The organism is Streptomyces sp. ATLC9, from assembly GCF_057196705.1.
The window spans coordinates 1-14,529 of the sequence record NZ_JBXUOY010000032.1 but is presented as its reverse complement, the minus strand read 5'-3'; the positions used below and the strand labels follow the sequence as shown (position 1 = coordinate 14,529).

Sequence of the window (14,529 nt, the reverse complement as noted above, 5' to 3'; positions counted from 1 at the left end):
TCCGTGCGGACGGACGGAACCGCGGGCACAATGCGCGCATGGATCAACGGTCCTGGGCCCCGGTGTGGGCCGCACTCGGCGGCGATCCCGGTCTGTGCGAGCGTGTCCGGTTCGTCCCCCGCACCTCCCCCGACGGGTCCGGCGGTGTGCTGCCCGCCCGGCTGCCGGTGCGGGAGCTGGCGCGTTCGACCGTGGCGGTGTGCGCGCTGGCGGCGGCCGAGTTCGGGGCCCGCTCCGTCACGGGGGGCTCGGGGACGGCCGTGCCCGGGGTCGGGGTGGACGACGGGGCGGTGGCCACCGCGTTCGTCAGCGAGCGGCATCTGCGGATCGACGGGCGCACGCCGTCCACGTTCGCACCGCTGTCGCGTTTCTGGCGCACCGACGATGGCCGGCTGCGCACCCACGCCAACTACCCGCACCACCGCGCCCGGTTGCTGTCCGCGCTCGGTGTGCCGGACGACGGCGACGACGAGGCGCTGACCGCCCGGGTCGCCGACGTGCTGGCGGAGCGCCGCGCCGAGGAGGTCGAGGAGGCGGTGTACGCGGCGGGCGGTCTGGCCGTGTCCGTACGCACACCCGGGCAGTGGTCGGCGCATCCGCAGGGCGCGGCCGTGGCCCGGCACCCGCTGGTGGGCATGGAGCGGCTGGACGACACGCCCGCGCCGCCGCTGCCCTCCCCCGGTCCGGGGCCGGGCTCGGGGGCGTGCGCCGGGCTGCGGGTACTGGACCTCACCCGTGTCATCGCCGGTCCCGTGGCCACCCGCACCCTCGCCCTGCTGGGCGCCGACGTGCTGCGGATCGACTCGCCGCACCTGCCCGAGAGCGCGGACGCGCACGCCGACACCGGGTTCGGCAAGCGGTCGGCGCTGCTGGACCTGGCGTCCCGCTCCGGCCGCGCCTCCTTCGAGGAACTGCTGGGGCGGGCCCATGTGGTGGTGACCGGCTACCGTCCCGGCGCACTGGACCGCTTCGGGCTGTCGGCCGGGGAACTGGCGGGGCGGCGACCGGGTGTGGTGGTGGCCCAGCTGAGCGCCTGGGGCGGGCCCGGCGCCGGTCCGTGGGGCGGCAGGCGGGGGTTCGACAGTCTGGTGCAGGCGGCGAGTGGCATCGCCGTGGCCGAGGGCGGACCGGACGGCGGGCCGGGAGTGCTGCCCGCGCAGGCCCTGGACCACGGCACGGGCTATCTGCTGGCCGCCGCCGTGCTGCGCTCGCTCACCGACCAGCGCAGCGGCGGGGGTTCGCGGCGCGTACGGCTCGCGCTGGCGCGGACCGCGCACTGGCTGCTGCACGAGCTGGAGGGAGCCCGGGAGCCGGACGAGGTGCGGGAGCCGTACGATCCGGCCGACTGGCTCGACGAGACGGACAGTCCGCTGGGCCCGCTGCGCCATGCCGTCTCCCCGGTGGCCTACGACGGCGGGCCGGAGGGCTGGGCCCGGCCGCCGGGGCGGCCGGGCGGGGACGCGCCGGCGTGGAGGTGAGGGTGCGGGATGAGGAGGCGGCGGGTCAGTCTTCCCGGTCGTCACGCCCGCGGTCGTGGCCGTGCCCGTACGTGTGCCCGTGCCCGCCCTCCAGGCGCTTGCGTTCACGGCGCTCCGCGCGCCTGCGCCTGCGTTCGACCCCGACACCGCCCCAGAAGGCGAAGCCGCTGACCACCACGCGCGGCGCGCCCGGCTCTCCCCGGCCCGCGGCGCTGTGGTCGAAGCCGCCCATGACGCCGATGCCGCGCACGTCGACCTCGGCCTCGTCCGGGACGATCACGTTGATGCCGCCCATGACCGCGAAGCAGCGGATCTCCACCTCGCGGTCCTCGAAGTACGCCTCGCGCAGGTCGATCTCCCCGCCGCCCCAGAAGGCGAAGCCGGTGAAGCGGCGGGGAGCGGTCCACGGGCCCTTGCGCACGAAGCCGCCCATGACCGCCACCCCGCTGCGGGAGGTGGCGCTGCCGCCGAAGCGGTCGGCCCAGCCGCGGCCGGCCCGGGCGGGCTCGGCCGGGGCGGCCGCGGTGGTGGCCTGGGGCAGGTCCCTGACCAGGGGGGCCAGCTCGCCCTGGGTGCGCGCGGCGTAGACGGAGTCCAGCCGCTCCTGGAACTCCTCCATGTCGAGGCGCCCCTCGGCCACCGCCTCGCGCAGCACCTCGGCCACGCGTTCCCGGTCGGCGTCGGAGGCCCTCATCTCGGGCAGATCGTCGGTCATGGCGGCAGGCTACCGGCCGGGCCCGCCGCCGGTCAGGCCGGAGCGGGCCCGTTCCGGGCGGGGCCGTCAGGCCAGGTCGATGCCGGGGTAGAGCGGATGCCCGGCCAGCAGGTCGGCGGCGCGTCCGGCGACGGACTCGGCGATCCTGGGCTCCAGCCGGTACCGGGCCCTGGAGGGGGCGCCGGCCGCGGTGGTGCCCGGCTCGGCGGTGGTGAGGATGGTGTGGATCAGGTCGGCGACCTCGTCCATCTCGGCCGTCCCCAGACCGCGCGTGGTCAGGGCCGGGGTGCCGATGCGGATGCCGGAGGTGTACCAGGCGCCGTTGGGGTCGCGCGGCACCGCGTTGCGGTTGGTGACGATGCCGGCGTCCAGCAGCGCGTCCTCGGCCTGGCGTCCGGTGAGGCCGTAGCCGGTGACGTCCACCAGGGCCAGGTGGTTGTCGGTACCGCCGGTGACCAGGCGCGCGCCGCGGCGCGTCAGGCCCTCGGCGAGGGCCGCGGCGTTGTCCACCACCTGCCGGGCGTAAGCGCGGAAGGACGGCTGCCGGGCCTCGGCCAGTGCCACGGCCTTGGCGGCCATGACGTGGGGCAGCGGGCCGCCGAGCACCATGGGGCAGCCGCGGTCCACGTGCTCGGCCAGTGCCTCGCGGCACAGCACCATGCCGCCGCGCGGGCCGCGCAGGGACTTGTGGGTGGTGGTGGTGACGATGTCGGCGTGCGGCACGGGGTCGAAGTCGCCGGTGAAGACCTTGCCGGCGACCAGTCCGGCGAAGTGGGCCATGTCGACCACCAGGGTGGCGCCGACCTCGTCGGCGATCTCCCGCATGATCCGGAAGTTCACCTTGCGCGGGTAGGCGGAGTAGCCGGCGATCAGGATGAGGGGGCGGAACTCGCGGGCGGCGGCGCGCACCGCGTCGTAGTCCAGCAGACCCGTGGCCGGGTCGGTGCCGTAACTGCGCTGGGTGAACATCTTGCCGGAGATGTTGGGGCGGAAGCCGTGGGTGAGGTGGCCGCCGGCGTCCAGGGACATGCCCAGCATCCGCTGGCCGCCCAGCGCCCGCCGCAGCTCCTCCCAGTCCTCCTCGGACAGGTCGTTGACATGCCTGGCCCCGGCCCGCTCCAGGGCGGGGCTCTCCACGCGCTGGGCCAGGACGGACCAGAAGGCGACGAGGTTGGCGTCGATGCCCGAGTGCGGCTGGACGTAGGCGTGGTCGGCGCCGAACAGCTCGCGGGCGTGCTCGGCGGCCAGCGTCTCGACGGTGTCGACGTTGCGGCACCCGGCGTAGAAGCGGCGGCCGGCGGTGCCCTCGGCGTACTTGTCGCTGAGCCAGTTGCCCATGGCCAGCAGCACGGCCGGGGAGGCGTAGTTCTCACTGGCGATCAGTTTGAGGGAGGCGCGCTGGTCGGTGATCTCGGCGCCGATGGCGTCGGCGACGCGCGGCTCGACGGCGCGGACCACGTCCAGGGCGCTGTTGAAGGCGGTCGACGCGGTGGCGGCGTTCCGGGCGGCGCCGCCGGTGTGCGGGGTGGATGCGGTGGCCATGGGCCCCTCCTTGACGTCCTCGACGACGGTACGGGCGGCCCAGGCGCGCGGCTCTTCGGCGCGGCGGGCTCGTACGCCCGGTGCGCGGGCCGCTCCCCGATGGTCGATCCCATCCCTACGCGCCAGTCACGGCCCGCCCGGAGCCTAGCAGTCGCGGACCGCCCGGGCCTGGGGCACCGTGGAGACGAGAACCGATCGCCCCACCCTTCGCAGGAGGCACCATGAGCGACCACACCTACCGGGTGACCGAGATCGTCGGAACCTCGCACGAGGGCGTCGACCAGGCGATCCGCAACGGGCTCGCCCGGGCCTCGGAGACGCTGCGGCACCTGGACTGGTTCGAGGTGACGCAGGTGCGCGGCAACATCTCGGAGGGCCGGGTGGAGCACTACCAGGTGGGGCTGAAGGTCGGGTTCCGTCTGGAGAGTGAGGGGTAGGCCGGGGGCCGAACCGCCTCGGTGCGGGACCGCCGGAGTGTCCCTCCCACCCGGTTCACCCGTCCTGCCGGGGCGGGAGGGATAGGAACGCCGCCGTGTGGCACTCGGACACCCGGAAGGATGTCCCCCTTATCGCCTTCCGGGCGATACGGCCGTTCCCGGAGGAACGCAGCATGCCCACGGCAGCCACCGACAGCCAGGTCACGATCACCGACTCCCCGGCCCACGGCCGGTTCGAGGCCAGGATCGGCACGACCCTCACCGGCTTCGCCGACTACGTACGCGACGACGATCTGGTGATCTACCCGCGGGTGGTGGTGTCCCGGCCCTTCCTGGGCCGGGGCATCGGCGACCGGCTGGTGCGCACCGCTCTGGACGACGCGCGGCGGCGCGGCCTGCGCATCAGTCCGGCCTGCGCCTTCGTCGAGCAGTGGCTCGCCCTTCACCCCGGGTACCGGGACCTCGTGGCGGAGGAGGACGGGGACGGCGGGCCCGGTCCCGGTTCCGCGGGCCCCGGTTCCGGCGGCGCGCCCGGCGGCGCGGGACCGGCCGGCGGATAGTCCGTCCGGGTGAGTCGCGCCGTCCGGCCCGGCTCCGTCCGGACCGCCCCCGAGGGGGACGGTCCGGGGCGGGGGCCGGGTCAGGGGGTGTTCCACTTCTGGTTGGCGGTGCCCGAGCAGGTCCAGATCTGCGTCCTGGTGCCGTTGGCGGAGTTGCCGCCCTTCACGTCCAGGCACTTGTCGGCGTTCGGGTTGACGATGTCCCGGGCTCCGGTGACGACCCACTGCTGGGCGGCCGTGCCGTTGCAGTCCCAGATCTGTACGGGGGTGCCGTCCGCCGTGCCCGCGCCGGAGACGTCCAGGCACTTGCCGAGCGCCCGTATGGTGCCGTCCGTGCCGACGGTCCACCGCTGGGCGGCGTTGCCGTTGCAGTCGTGGATCTGCACCGGGGTGCCGTTGGCGGTGTCCGCCCAGGCCACGTCCAGGCACTTGCCCGCCAGGCCGGTGATGGTGCCGGTGCGCCCGCCTCCGCCGCCGTCTCCGCCGCTGGTGACGCGGACGTAGTCGACGACGAGCTTCTGCGGGAAGACGGTGCTGGAGTCCGGCAGGCCCGGCCAGTCGCCGCCCACCGCGAGGTTGAGGATCAGGAAGAACGGCTTGTCGAACACCCAGCGGTCGCCGCCCAGGTCGGCCGGGGTGCGGCGCTGGTAGACCTGGCCGTCGACCGACCAGGTGATGGAGTTCGGGGACCAGTCGACGGCGAAGGTGTGGAAGTCGTCGGCGAACGCCCGGCCTCCGGGGAGGGTGTAGCCGGCACCGATGCCCTCGCCGCCGGAGTAGCCGGGGCCGTGCAGGGTGCCGTGCACGGTGCCGGGCTCGTACCCGACGTTCTCCATGACGTCGATCTCGCCGCTGTTGGGCCACCCGACGCTGCCGATGTCGTGACCGAGCATCCAGAACGCCGGCCACATGCCCTGGCCGCGCGGGAGCTTCATCCGGGCCTCGACGTGGCCGTAGGTGGTGGTGAACTTTCCCGCGGTGTTCATACGGGCCGAGGTGTACTGGCAACGGCCGTACCAGCACTGGTAGTTGCCGGGGTTCTCCTTGCGGGCGGTGATCACCAGATTGCCGTTGCCGTCGAGCGCGGCGTTGGCGTTGCCCGGGGTGTAGTACTGCCGCTCGTGGTTGTTGCCGCTGTTGTCACCGGTCTCCAGCTGCCATCTGCGGCTGTCGACCGCCGATCCGGCGGGCCCGTCGAAGTTCTCCTCGAACAGCACGGCCGCCGGGGCCGCCTCGGCTGTCCGGGCGGCCTCCCGGGCGGCCTTCCGGTCGGTCTCGCCCGCCGGGCCGGCGGCCGCGGTGCCGGTGACCGCCAGGGTCGCGGCCAGCGTCAGCAGTGTCGCCGCCGAAGCCCAGCGGCGGGCCCGGCGGCGACGGGGATTCCTGCCGCGGGGAGGGTCGTGGGGGATATGGGGGGTTATCGGGTGCATGACCATCACATCCGTCTGTCATCCGGAGGATCCGGCGGTGGGGGCCGCTCCCCCGCGCGGGCGGCCTCGGGTGACAGGACCGCACGGCGGCCGCGGACCGTGAAGCCGCCCCGTGCGCGGCGAGGGCGCGGTGCGGACGGGCGGGCGGATAGCGCTCGGCACGCCAACCGCCCGCTTTCCAGGCTTGGTTCGGGCAGTGAGTCAACTCCTGGGGAAACCCGGCCGTCAAGGGCTTGGACGAGACCAATCGACTTCGAGAAGTGAACGAGAGAGCGCTCTTGAGAGCGTTCTCAAACAGTGACATCCAATTTTGACGTGAAGTCTTGACGCTTATGCTCCCTGCCGTTTGACTCCGTGCCCATGCCCGGCACCGGCACCGGCATCGGTCCCGGAACCGGTGCCGCGGCCGTCCCGCCGCACCCTCCCCGCCACCGAGCCGGACCGAGCCGCCGAAGGAGTGCCTGCCCATGCGCGTCACCATCGCCGACGTCGCCCGTGCGGCCGGCGTCAGCAAGTCGGCGGTCCCCTGGGTGCTCAACGCCGAGGGCGAGGCGGACGGCCGGACCGTCCTGCCCGCCGAACCGGTGGACCGCGCGCCGGCCCCCGTCCCGGCCCTCGCCCCCTAGAAGCCCCGCCCCCGGCCCGGACCCGCGCGAGACAAGGATGAGAGCGCTCTCAACGTAGACGTCCGACCATTCTGAGAGCGCTCTCAGAACCAACCGGGATCGCTCCCTCACCCAAGGCGATCGCACAGAAAGACCCCAGGAGGAGACACCAATGAGAGTCCGAGCCCGGACCACAACCGCCATCGCGGTGGCCCTCGCCGCCACCGCCCCGCTCGCCGGCTGCACCGCGGGCACCCCCGGTGCGGGCGGCCCGCGGGCCGAGGGCGACAAGGGCGTGCTCACGGTCGGCATGCCGAACGGCCCGCAGACCGACAACAGCAACCCGTTCCTGGGCACCTCCGCGGGCGCCTCCCTGGGCTACCGCCACATGATCTACGAGCCGCTGGTGATGGTGAACGGCGTCCGCCCCGCCGAGGAGGGCAGGCCCTGGCTGGCCAGCGAGTGGAAGTGGTCGGACAACCACAAGAAGCTCACCCTGACCGTGCAGGACGGGCCCACCTGGTCCGACGGGAAGGAGTTCGGCGCGGGGGACGTGGAGTTCACCTTCCGGCTGCTGAAGGAGAACGAGGCGCTCAACACCAACGCCATCCCCTACGACGGCATCAGCCGCGAGGGCGACACCGTCGAACTGACCTTCCCCGAGTCGCAGTTCGTCAACCAGAGCAAGATCCTGACCACCTTCGTCGTGCCCGAGCACATCTGGTCGAAGGTGGAGAACCCCGAGACCTGGCCCAACAAGAAGCCCGTGGGCACCGGCCCGTACACGCTCAAGACCTTCACCCCGCAGACCATCACCCTCACCGCCCGCGACACCTACTGGCAGGACGAACCGAAGGTCGAGGAGCTGCGCTACACCTCCTACAACGACAACAACGCGCAGACCACGGCCCTGGCCAACGGCACCTGCGAGTGGTCCTTCGTCTTCACCCCCGACTACGAGAAGATCTACGTCGCCAAGGACCCCGAGCACCACAAGCTCTGGTTCCCCTCCGGACTGGGCGTCCACGGCCTGTGGTTCAACACCGCGAAGAAGCCCTTCGACGACCCGGCGCTGCGCCGCGCGATCAACCACGTCGTCGACCGCGAGGCCATCCACGTCCGGGCGCAGGCCACCCTCTACCCGGAGATCGAGAGCGTGACGGGCATCCCGCTGCCCGCCGGCGAGCCCTTCATCGCGCCCGAGTACAAGGGCGAGAAGCTGAAGGTGGACGCCGAGGCCGCCAGGAAGGAGCTGGAGGAGGCCGGTTACACCCTGAACGGGGGCGTCCTGAAGGACCCGTCGGGCAAGCCGGTGACGATGACGCTCACCGACCCGGCCGGCTGGTCGGACTACCTCACCGGTCTGTCGATCATCAAGGACAACGTCAAGAAGATCGGCATCGAGGCCAAGGTCAGGACCCAGACCGTCGACGCCTGGACCACCGCGATGAACGAGGGCGACTTCGACGCCAGCCTGCACTGGACCAACAGCGGCGCCACCCCGTACGACATGTACCAGCACGTGATGGACGGCGAGCTGTACCAGCCGCTGGGCAAGGCCTCCCCCGGCGGCAACTTCGGCCGCTTCCGCGACGAGGCGGCCACCGAGGCGCTCAAGGAGTACGCCGGCGCGAGCGACGAGGGCACCCGCACGGAGGCGCTGAACGAACTCCAGCGGGTCATGGTCGAGGAAGTGCCGCTCATCGCCACCGCGGCCGCTCCCATCGGCGCCGAGTACAGCACCCGCAACTGGGTCGGCTGGCCCTCGGAGTCCGACCCGTACGCGCCGCCGCAGCCCACCCAGCCCAACTCCCTGGACGTCGTCCTGCACCTGCGCCCCGCCTCCTGACGGCGCGCGGGCGCCGGACGCCGGGCGGGCCACCCGCCCCGCCGCACACCCCATCCCGTCCCCGCACCGCGGCGGGGCGGGCCCCGCCCGGCACCTCCGGTACCCCGCGCACACGGCACGGGCGGCACGGGCGGCACGGGCGGCACCACAGCCACGACCACAGGGACGACAGGAAGAGCCATGTCCGAAGAACGCTCCGAAGAACACGCCGCACCACCGCCCGGCCGCGCCACCGGCGCCACCGCCGGTCCCGACGAGCGGGTGGTGCTGGAGGCCGAGGGGGTGAGCAAGCACTTCCCCGTGCGGCGCGGCGCCCGCGCGCTGCTGAGCGGGAAGCGCCGGGCCGTCCACGCCGTGGACGACGTGTCGCTGCGGCTGCGGCGCGGCTCGGTGACCGCGCTGGTGGGCGAGTCCGGGTCGGGCAAGTCCACCGTCGCCCGGCTGCTGGCCCAGCTCCATCCGGCGACCGCCGGGGAGATCCGGCTGGACGGCAGGCCGGTGCGGGCCGGGCGGGGGCGGGCGTTCCGCGCGTACTGCCGGCACGTCCAGCTGATCTTCCAGGACCCGTTCGCCTCGCTCAATCCGGTGCACACCGTGCGCTACCACCTCACCCGCGCGCTGCGCATCCACGGCCGGGCCGGCAGCGGCGCGGCGGAGCTGGAGAGGGCGCTGGCCGCGCTGCTGGAGCGGGTGCAGCTCACTCCGGCCTCCCGCTGTCTGGACGCCTTCCCGCACGAGCTGTCCGGCGGGCAGCGCCAGCGGGTGGCCATCGCCCGCGCCATGGCCGCCGGCCCGCGGGTGCTGCTGGCCGACGAGCCGGTCTCCATGCTGGACGTCTCCATCCGCCTGGGCGTGCTCAACCTGCTGCGCGACCTGAAGGAGCGGCTGGACCTGGCGATCCTCTACATCACCCACGACATCGCCTCCGCCCGCTACTTCGCGGACGAGACGCTGGTGATGTACGCGGGGAGGATGGTCGAGGGCGGCGACAGCGAGACCGTCACCCAGCGCCCCGCCCACCCCTACACCCGGCTGCTGCTGGCCTCCGCCCCCGACCCGGACCGGGTCGCCGGGGACGCCGGAGACGACGGGGAGAGCGCGGACCCGTCGGCGAGCGAGCCGCCCAGCCTGGTCTCGCCGCCCGCCGGCTGCCGCTTCCACCCTCGCTGCCCGCTGGCGATGGAGCGCTGCCGCGACCGGACCCCGCCGCGCTTCGACCTCGACGGCGGCCAGTGGGCGGCCTGCTGGCTGTACGACACCTCCGGGGGCGCACCGGCCCCCGAGGGCGCACCGGCCGCCGGGACCGGGCGGGGGGCCGCGTCGTGAAGTTCGTCCTCCAGCGCCTGGCCTTCTACCTGCTGACCGCCTGGGCGGCCATCACCATCAACTTCCTCATCCCCCGGCTGATGCCCGGCGATCCGGTGCAGTCGCTGCTCGCCCGCTACCGGGGCCGGCTCTCCAGCAAGTCCATCGCCTCCCTGGAGGCCCTCTTCGGGCTCGACCGGGACCGCTCGCTGTGGCAGCAGTACACCGACTACTGGGCCAGTCTGGCCCGCGGGGACCTGGGGACGTCGTTCACCTACTTCCCCACCCCCGTCTCGGAGGTCATCGCCCAGAGCCTGCCGTGGACGCTGGCCCTGGTCGGCACCACGACCCTGATCAGCTTCCTGCTGGGCACCGGCATCGGCATCTTCGCCGGCTGGAAGCGCGGCTCGTGGCTGGACGGGCTGCTGCCGGTGACCACCTTCATCTCGGCCATCCCGTACTTCTGGCTGGGGCTGATCGCCATCGCGGTGTTCGCCGTGCAGTGGCCGCTCTTTCCCGCCTCCGGCGGCTACGACACCTCCCTGGTGCCCTCCCTCAGCGGGGCGTTCGTCTCCAGCGCGCTGTACCACGCGGTGCTGCCGGGGGTGACGGTCGTGCTCAGCGCGATGGCCGGCTGGGTGCTGGGGATGCGGAACATGATGGTGACCGTCTCCTCCGAGGACTACGTGATGGTCGCCCAGGCCAAGGGGCTGCCCGAGCGCCGGGTGATGTTCTCCTACGCCGCCCGCAACGCGATCCTGCCCAACGTCTCCGGTTTCGCCCTCTCACTGGGCTTCATCGTCGGCGGCACGCTGCTGGTGGAGATGGTCTTCTCCTATCCCGGCATCGGCTACGTCCTCTTCCAGGGCGTCGGCGCCAAGGACTACCCGCTGATGCAGGGCGTCTTCCTGATCATCACCCTCGCCGTGCTGGCCGCCAACCTCCTGGCCGACCTGCTCTACATGATCCTCGACCCGCGCACCCGGAAGGAGGGCTGACCCATGGCCGTACAGGCGTCCGGAAGCGCCGCAGCCGACACCGCCGCCGTCCCTGCCGCCACCCCTGCCTCCGCTCCGCCCGCGGCCCGCCGCGACCGGCTGCGCTTCCTGCGCAACGGCAGGACCGCGACCGGGCTGGCGATCCTGGGCCTGTTCGTCCTGCTCGCCGTCGCCGGACAGTGGCTGGCCCCCCACGATCCGTCCGCGATGAGCGACGACGTGCTCCAGCCGCCCTCCTGGGAGCATCCGTTCGGCACCACGCAGACCGGGCAGGACATCTTCTCCCAGGTGCTGGTGGGCACCCGCGGGGTGCTCGTGGTGGGCTTCGTCGCGGGTTTCTTCGCGACGCTGCTGTCGGTGGTGGTCGGGGTGAGCTCCGGCTTCCTGTCCGGCGTCGGCGACGAGGTGCTCTCCGCGCTCACCAACATCTTCCTCGTCCTGCCCGGACTGCCGCTGATCATCATCGTCGCCGGCTTCCTGCCGGACTCCGGCGACATGATCATCGCGGTGGTCATCAGCCTCACCGCGTGGGCCTGGGGGGCGCGGGTGCTGCGCGCGCAGACCATGTCGCTGCGCGCGCGGGACTACGTCCAGGCCGCGCGGGCCACGGGTGAGTCCACCTGGCGGATCATCGTCTTCGAGATCCTGCCGAACCTGACCGCCGTCATCGCCTCCGGATTCGTCGGGACGGTGGTCTTCGCGGTGCTGTCGGAGATCACCCTGGCCTTCATCGGCGTGGCCGACATCTCCCACTGGAACTGGGGGACCATCCTGTTCTGGGCGCAGAGCAACCAGGCCCTCGGCCAGGGCGCGTGGTGGTGGTTCGTGCCCGCCGGACTGTGCATCGCGCTGCTGGGCACGGCGCTGACGCTGATCAACTTCGGCATCGACGAGTTCGTCAACCCCAGGCTGCGCACCACCGTCCGCGTCCGCGGCGGGGCCCGGATGCGGGTCGGCTTCACCCCCGTCGCCCGCGCCCCGCGCGGCGGGGCGAAGACCGCGAGGGAAGCGGGCGGGGCACGCGAGACCGAGGAGAGCACCGTATGAGCACATCGGCCACCTCCCCAGCGAGCGCCCCGCCGCACACCGCGACGCGGCCGCCCGTGCTGGAGATCGGCGGTCTGTCCGTCGACTACGGCGTCGGGGACGGCGCGGTGCGGGCCCTGCACGACGTGGACCTGACGCTGCGCCGCGGCGAGGTGCTGGGCCTGGCCGGCGAGTCCGGCTCGGGCAAGTCCACCCTGGCCTACGCCGTCACCCGGCTGCTCTCCCCGCCCGGGGTGATCACCGGCGGGGACGTGCGCTACCACCCGCGCGAGGGGGAGCCGGTGGACGTGCTGGCCATGACCCCGCAGGAGCTGCGGGCGTTCCGCTGGCAGGAGGTCTCCATCGTCTTCCAGGGGGCGATGAACTCCCTCAACCCCGTCCACACCGTCCGCACCCAGCTCACCGACGTGCTGAGGGCCCACCGGCCGCGGATGTCCCGGGCCGAGCGCGCCGGGCGGGCGCGGGAGCTGCTGTCGCTGGTGGGCATCTCCGCCGACCGGCTGGGCGCCTACCCGCACCAGCTCTCGGGCGGGATGCGGCAGCGGGTGATGATCGCGATGGCGCTGGCCCTGGAGCCGGAGATCGTCGTCATGGACGAACCGACCACCGCGCTGGACGTGGTGATGCAGCGCCAGATCCTGCGGCAGCTGGTGCGGCTGCGCGAGGAGCTGGACTTCTCGGTCGTCTTCATCACCCACGACATCTCGCTGCTGATCGAGTTCTCCGACCGGATCGCCATCATGTACGGCGGCCGGGTCGTGGAGCAGGCCGGGGCCGCCGACATCTACCGCGACCCCCGCCACCCGTACAGCCACGGGCTGCTGCACTCCTTCCCCGCGCTGCACGGCCCGCGCCGCGAGCTGACCGGCATACCCGGCTCCCCGCCGGACCTGCGGGCCATGCCGTCCGGCTGCGCCTTCCACCCCCGCTGCCCGAAGGCGTTCGAGCCCTGCGGCCTGCGCACGCCCCGCCTCATGCCCGTGCCGGACACCGGCACAGGCACGGACACAGACACAGACACAGACACAGACACCGGCCGCAGCGTCGCCTGCTGGCTGAACGACGACCGCCGACCTGGAGAATCATGACCTCCACCACCCCCGTATCCCCCCTGACCGCCCCCGCCCCCGAGCCGGTCGCCGGACTGCCGGCGGACTTCCGCTGGGGAGTGGCCACCTCCTCGTACCAGATCGAGGGCGCGGTCGACGAGGACGGCCGCACCCCCTCGATCTGGGACACCTTCTGCCGTGTGCCCGGTGCCGTGGCCGGCGGCGAGAACGGCGACACCGCCTGCGACCACTACCACCGGATGCCGCGGGACGTGGAGCTGATCGCCTCCCTGGGCGTGGACACCTACCGGTTCTCGCTGGCGTGGCCGCGCGTCCAGCCGGGCGGGCGCGGCAAGGGCAACCGGCGCGGCATCGCCTTCTACGACCGGCTGGTGGACGAGCTGCTGGAGCACGGCGTCACCCCGTGGGTGACCCTCTACCACTGGGACCTGCCGCAGGAGCTGGAGGACGCCGGCGGCTGGCCGGAGCGCGACACCGCCCACCGGTTCGCCGACTACGCCGAGATCGCCCACGAGGCCCTCGGCGACCGCGTCCGGCACTGGACGACGCTGAACGAACCGTGGTGCTCGGCGGTGCTCGGATACGACCAGGGAGTGCACGCGCCCGGCCGCCGCGACTTCGGCGACTCCATGCGGGCCGTGCACCACCTGCTGCTCGGCCACGGGCTGGCCGCACAGCGGTTGCGCGCCGCCGGGAACGCGCCCGAGGAGCTGGGCATCACCCTCAACCTGGGCACCGCCACCCCGGCGACCGACGGCGAGGCCGACCGGGCCGCCGCGCGCCGGGCAGACGGGATGGGCACCCGCCTCTACCTGGATCCGCTGGTGCACGGGCGCTACCCGCACGACGTGGTGGAGGACCTGTCCGCCAGGGGTGTGACCCTGCCCGTGGAGGAGGGCGATCTGGAGGTGATCTCCACGCCGCTGGACGTGCTCGGCGTCAACTTCTACTCCGGTCACGTCTTCTCCGGCACCGCCGAGGACGGCTCCGCGACCGGCGAGGACGGGCTGCCGGTGACCCGGGTCGTCCCGCAGGGCAGGCCGCGCACGGCGATGGACTGGGAGATCGTCCCCGAGCGCCTGACGGAGCTGCTGGTGCGGCTGCAGAAGGACTACGGGCTGCCGACGGTGATCACCGAGAACGGCGCGGCCTTCGACGACGAGCCGGCGGCCGGCGGCGCGGTGCACGACGCCGACCGCACCGCCTATCTCGCCGACCACATTCGCGCGGTGGCGGCGGCCCGCGGCGCCGGGGCGGACGTGCGCGGCTACTTCGCCTGGTCGCTGATGGACAACTTCGAGTGGGCCTACGGGTACGCCAAGCGGTTCGGTCTGGTCCACGTCGACTACGCCACCCAGCGCCGGACCGTCAAGGACAGCGGGCTGTGGTACCGGGACACGGTCCGGCTGACCCGCCGGGCCGCCGGTCAGGCCGCCGGGGACCGGGCCGCCGGGGGCTGACGTCCGGGCGGCGGCGGCGACGGCGGCCTGCCC

General features: G+C 73.2%; 13 protein-coding genes. 10 read left to right on the top strand and 3 right to left on the bottom strand.

What is annotated here, in order from left to right; translation table 11 throughout:
• Window positions 1-38 precede the first annotated feature (38 nt).
• Window positions 39-1,478, top strand: coding sequence for a CoA transferase (locus tag AC2CJA_RS05895; RefSeq protein ID WP_484601592.1), 1,440 nt, complete (start codon window positions 39-41; stop codon window positions 1,476-1,478).
• A gap of 25 nt (window positions 1,479-1,503) precedes the next feature.
• On the opposite strand, the gene AC2CJA_RS05890 is transcribed toward AC2CJA_RS05895, so the two are convergent.
• Window positions 1,504-2,193 carry a DUF1707 SHOCT-like domain-containing protein gene (locus tag AC2CJA_RS05890; protein WP_484601591.1) on the bottom strand — a complete coding sequence of 230 codons (690 nt, stop codon included), beginning with the start codon at window positions 2,191-2,193 and terminating at the stop codon, window positions 1,504-1,506.
• A 66-nt stretch (window positions 2,194-2,259) separates the two neighbouring features.
• On the bottom strand, window positions 2,260-3,735 hold the full coding sequence (locus AC2CJA_RS05885) for a glycine hydroxymethyltransferase (RefSeq protein WP_484601590.1): 1,476 nt from the start codon (window positions 3,733-3,735) through the stop codon (window positions 2,260-2,262).
• Window positions 3,736-3,956: 221 nt separating this feature from the next.
• Here AC2CJA_RS05885 and AC2CJA_RS05880 point away from each other — a divergent pair, with 221 nt between their 5' ends.
• A complete protein-coding gene (locus AC2CJA_RS05880; protein WP_484601589.1) occupies window positions 3,957-4,172 on the top strand; it encodes a dodecin in 216 nt (71 codons plus the stop codon).
• A 173-nt stretch (window positions 4,173-4,345) separates the two neighbouring features.
• Window positions 4,346-4,732 (top strand): GNAT family N-acetyltransferase, encoded by a 387-nt coding sequence (locus AC2CJA_RS05875; RefSeq protein ID WP_484601588.1) that lies wholly within the window; start codon window positions 4,346-4,348, stop codon window positions 4,730-4,732.
• A gap of 80 nt (window positions 4,733-4,812) precedes the next feature.
• Here the strand turns inward: AC2CJA_RS05875 and AC2CJA_RS05870 are convergent, their stop codons facing one another.
• Window positions 4,813-6,162: an RICIN domain-containing protein gene (locus AC2CJA_RS05870; protein ID WP_484601587.1), complete on the bottom strand. Its 1,350-nt coding sequence runs from the start codon at window positions 6,160-6,162 to the stop codon at window positions 4,813-4,815.
• Between the two features lie 467 nt (window positions 6,163-6,629).
• On the opposite strand from AC2CJA_RS05870, the gene AC2CJA_RS05865 reads away from it, so the two are divergent.
• The 7 genes from AC2CJA_RS05865 to AC2CJA_RS05835 all read left to right on the top strand — a co-directional run bounded on the left by AC2CJA_RS05865 (window position 6,630) and on the right by AC2CJA_RS05835 (window position 14,496).
• A complete protein-coding gene (locus AC2CJA_RS05865; RefSeq protein WP_484601586.1) occupies window positions 6,630-6,788 on the top strand; it encodes a LacI family DNA-binding transcriptional regulator in 159 nt (52 codons plus the stop codon).
• Between the two features lie 151 nt (window positions 6,789-6,939).
• A complete protein-coding gene (locus AC2CJA_RS05860; protein ID WP_484601585.1) occupies window positions 6,940-8,616 on the top strand; it encodes an ABC transporter substrate-binding protein in 1,677 nt (558 codons plus the stop codon).
• A 180-nt stretch (window positions 8,617-8,796) separates the two neighbouring features.
• The gene (locus AC2CJA_RS05855; protein ID WP_484601584.1) at window positions 8,797-9,942 is read left to right on the top strand and encodes an ABC transporter ATP-binding protein; all 1,146 of its coding nucleotides are present in this window, start codon (window positions 8,797-8,799) and stop codon (window positions 9,940-9,942) included.
• Entirely contained in the window at window positions 9,939-10,919 is a 981-nt protein-coding gene (locus AC2CJA_RS05850) for an ABC transporter permease (RefSeq protein WP_484601583.1), read from the top strand. The genes AC2CJA_RS05855 and AC2CJA_RS05850 overlap by 4 nt, the downstream gene beginning before the upstream one ends.
• A 3-nt stretch (window positions 10,920-10,922) precedes the next feature.
• On the top strand, window positions 10,923-11,966 hold the full coding sequence (locus AC2CJA_RS05845; RefSeq protein WP_484601582.1) for an ABC transporter permease: 1,044 nt from the start codon (window positions 10,923-10,925) through the stop codon (window positions 11,964-11,966).
• Complete coding sequence (locus AC2CJA_RS05840; RefSeq protein ID WP_484601581.1) at window positions 11,963-13,054, top strand: ABC transporter ATP-binding protein; 1,092 nt, start codon at window positions 11,963-11,965, stop codon at window positions 13,052-13,054. The genes AC2CJA_RS05845 and AC2CJA_RS05840 overlap by 4 nt, the downstream gene beginning before the upstream one ends.
• Window positions 13,051-14,496: a GH1 family beta-glucosidase gene (locus AC2CJA_RS05835; protein WP_484601580.1), complete on the top strand. Its 1,446-nt coding sequence runs from the start codon at window positions 13,051-13,053 to the stop codon at window positions 14,494-14,496. The genes AC2CJA_RS05840 and AC2CJA_RS05835 overlap by 4 nt, the downstream gene beginning before the upstream one ends.
• The last annotated feature ends 33 nt before the right edge of the window (window positions 14,497-14,529 follow it).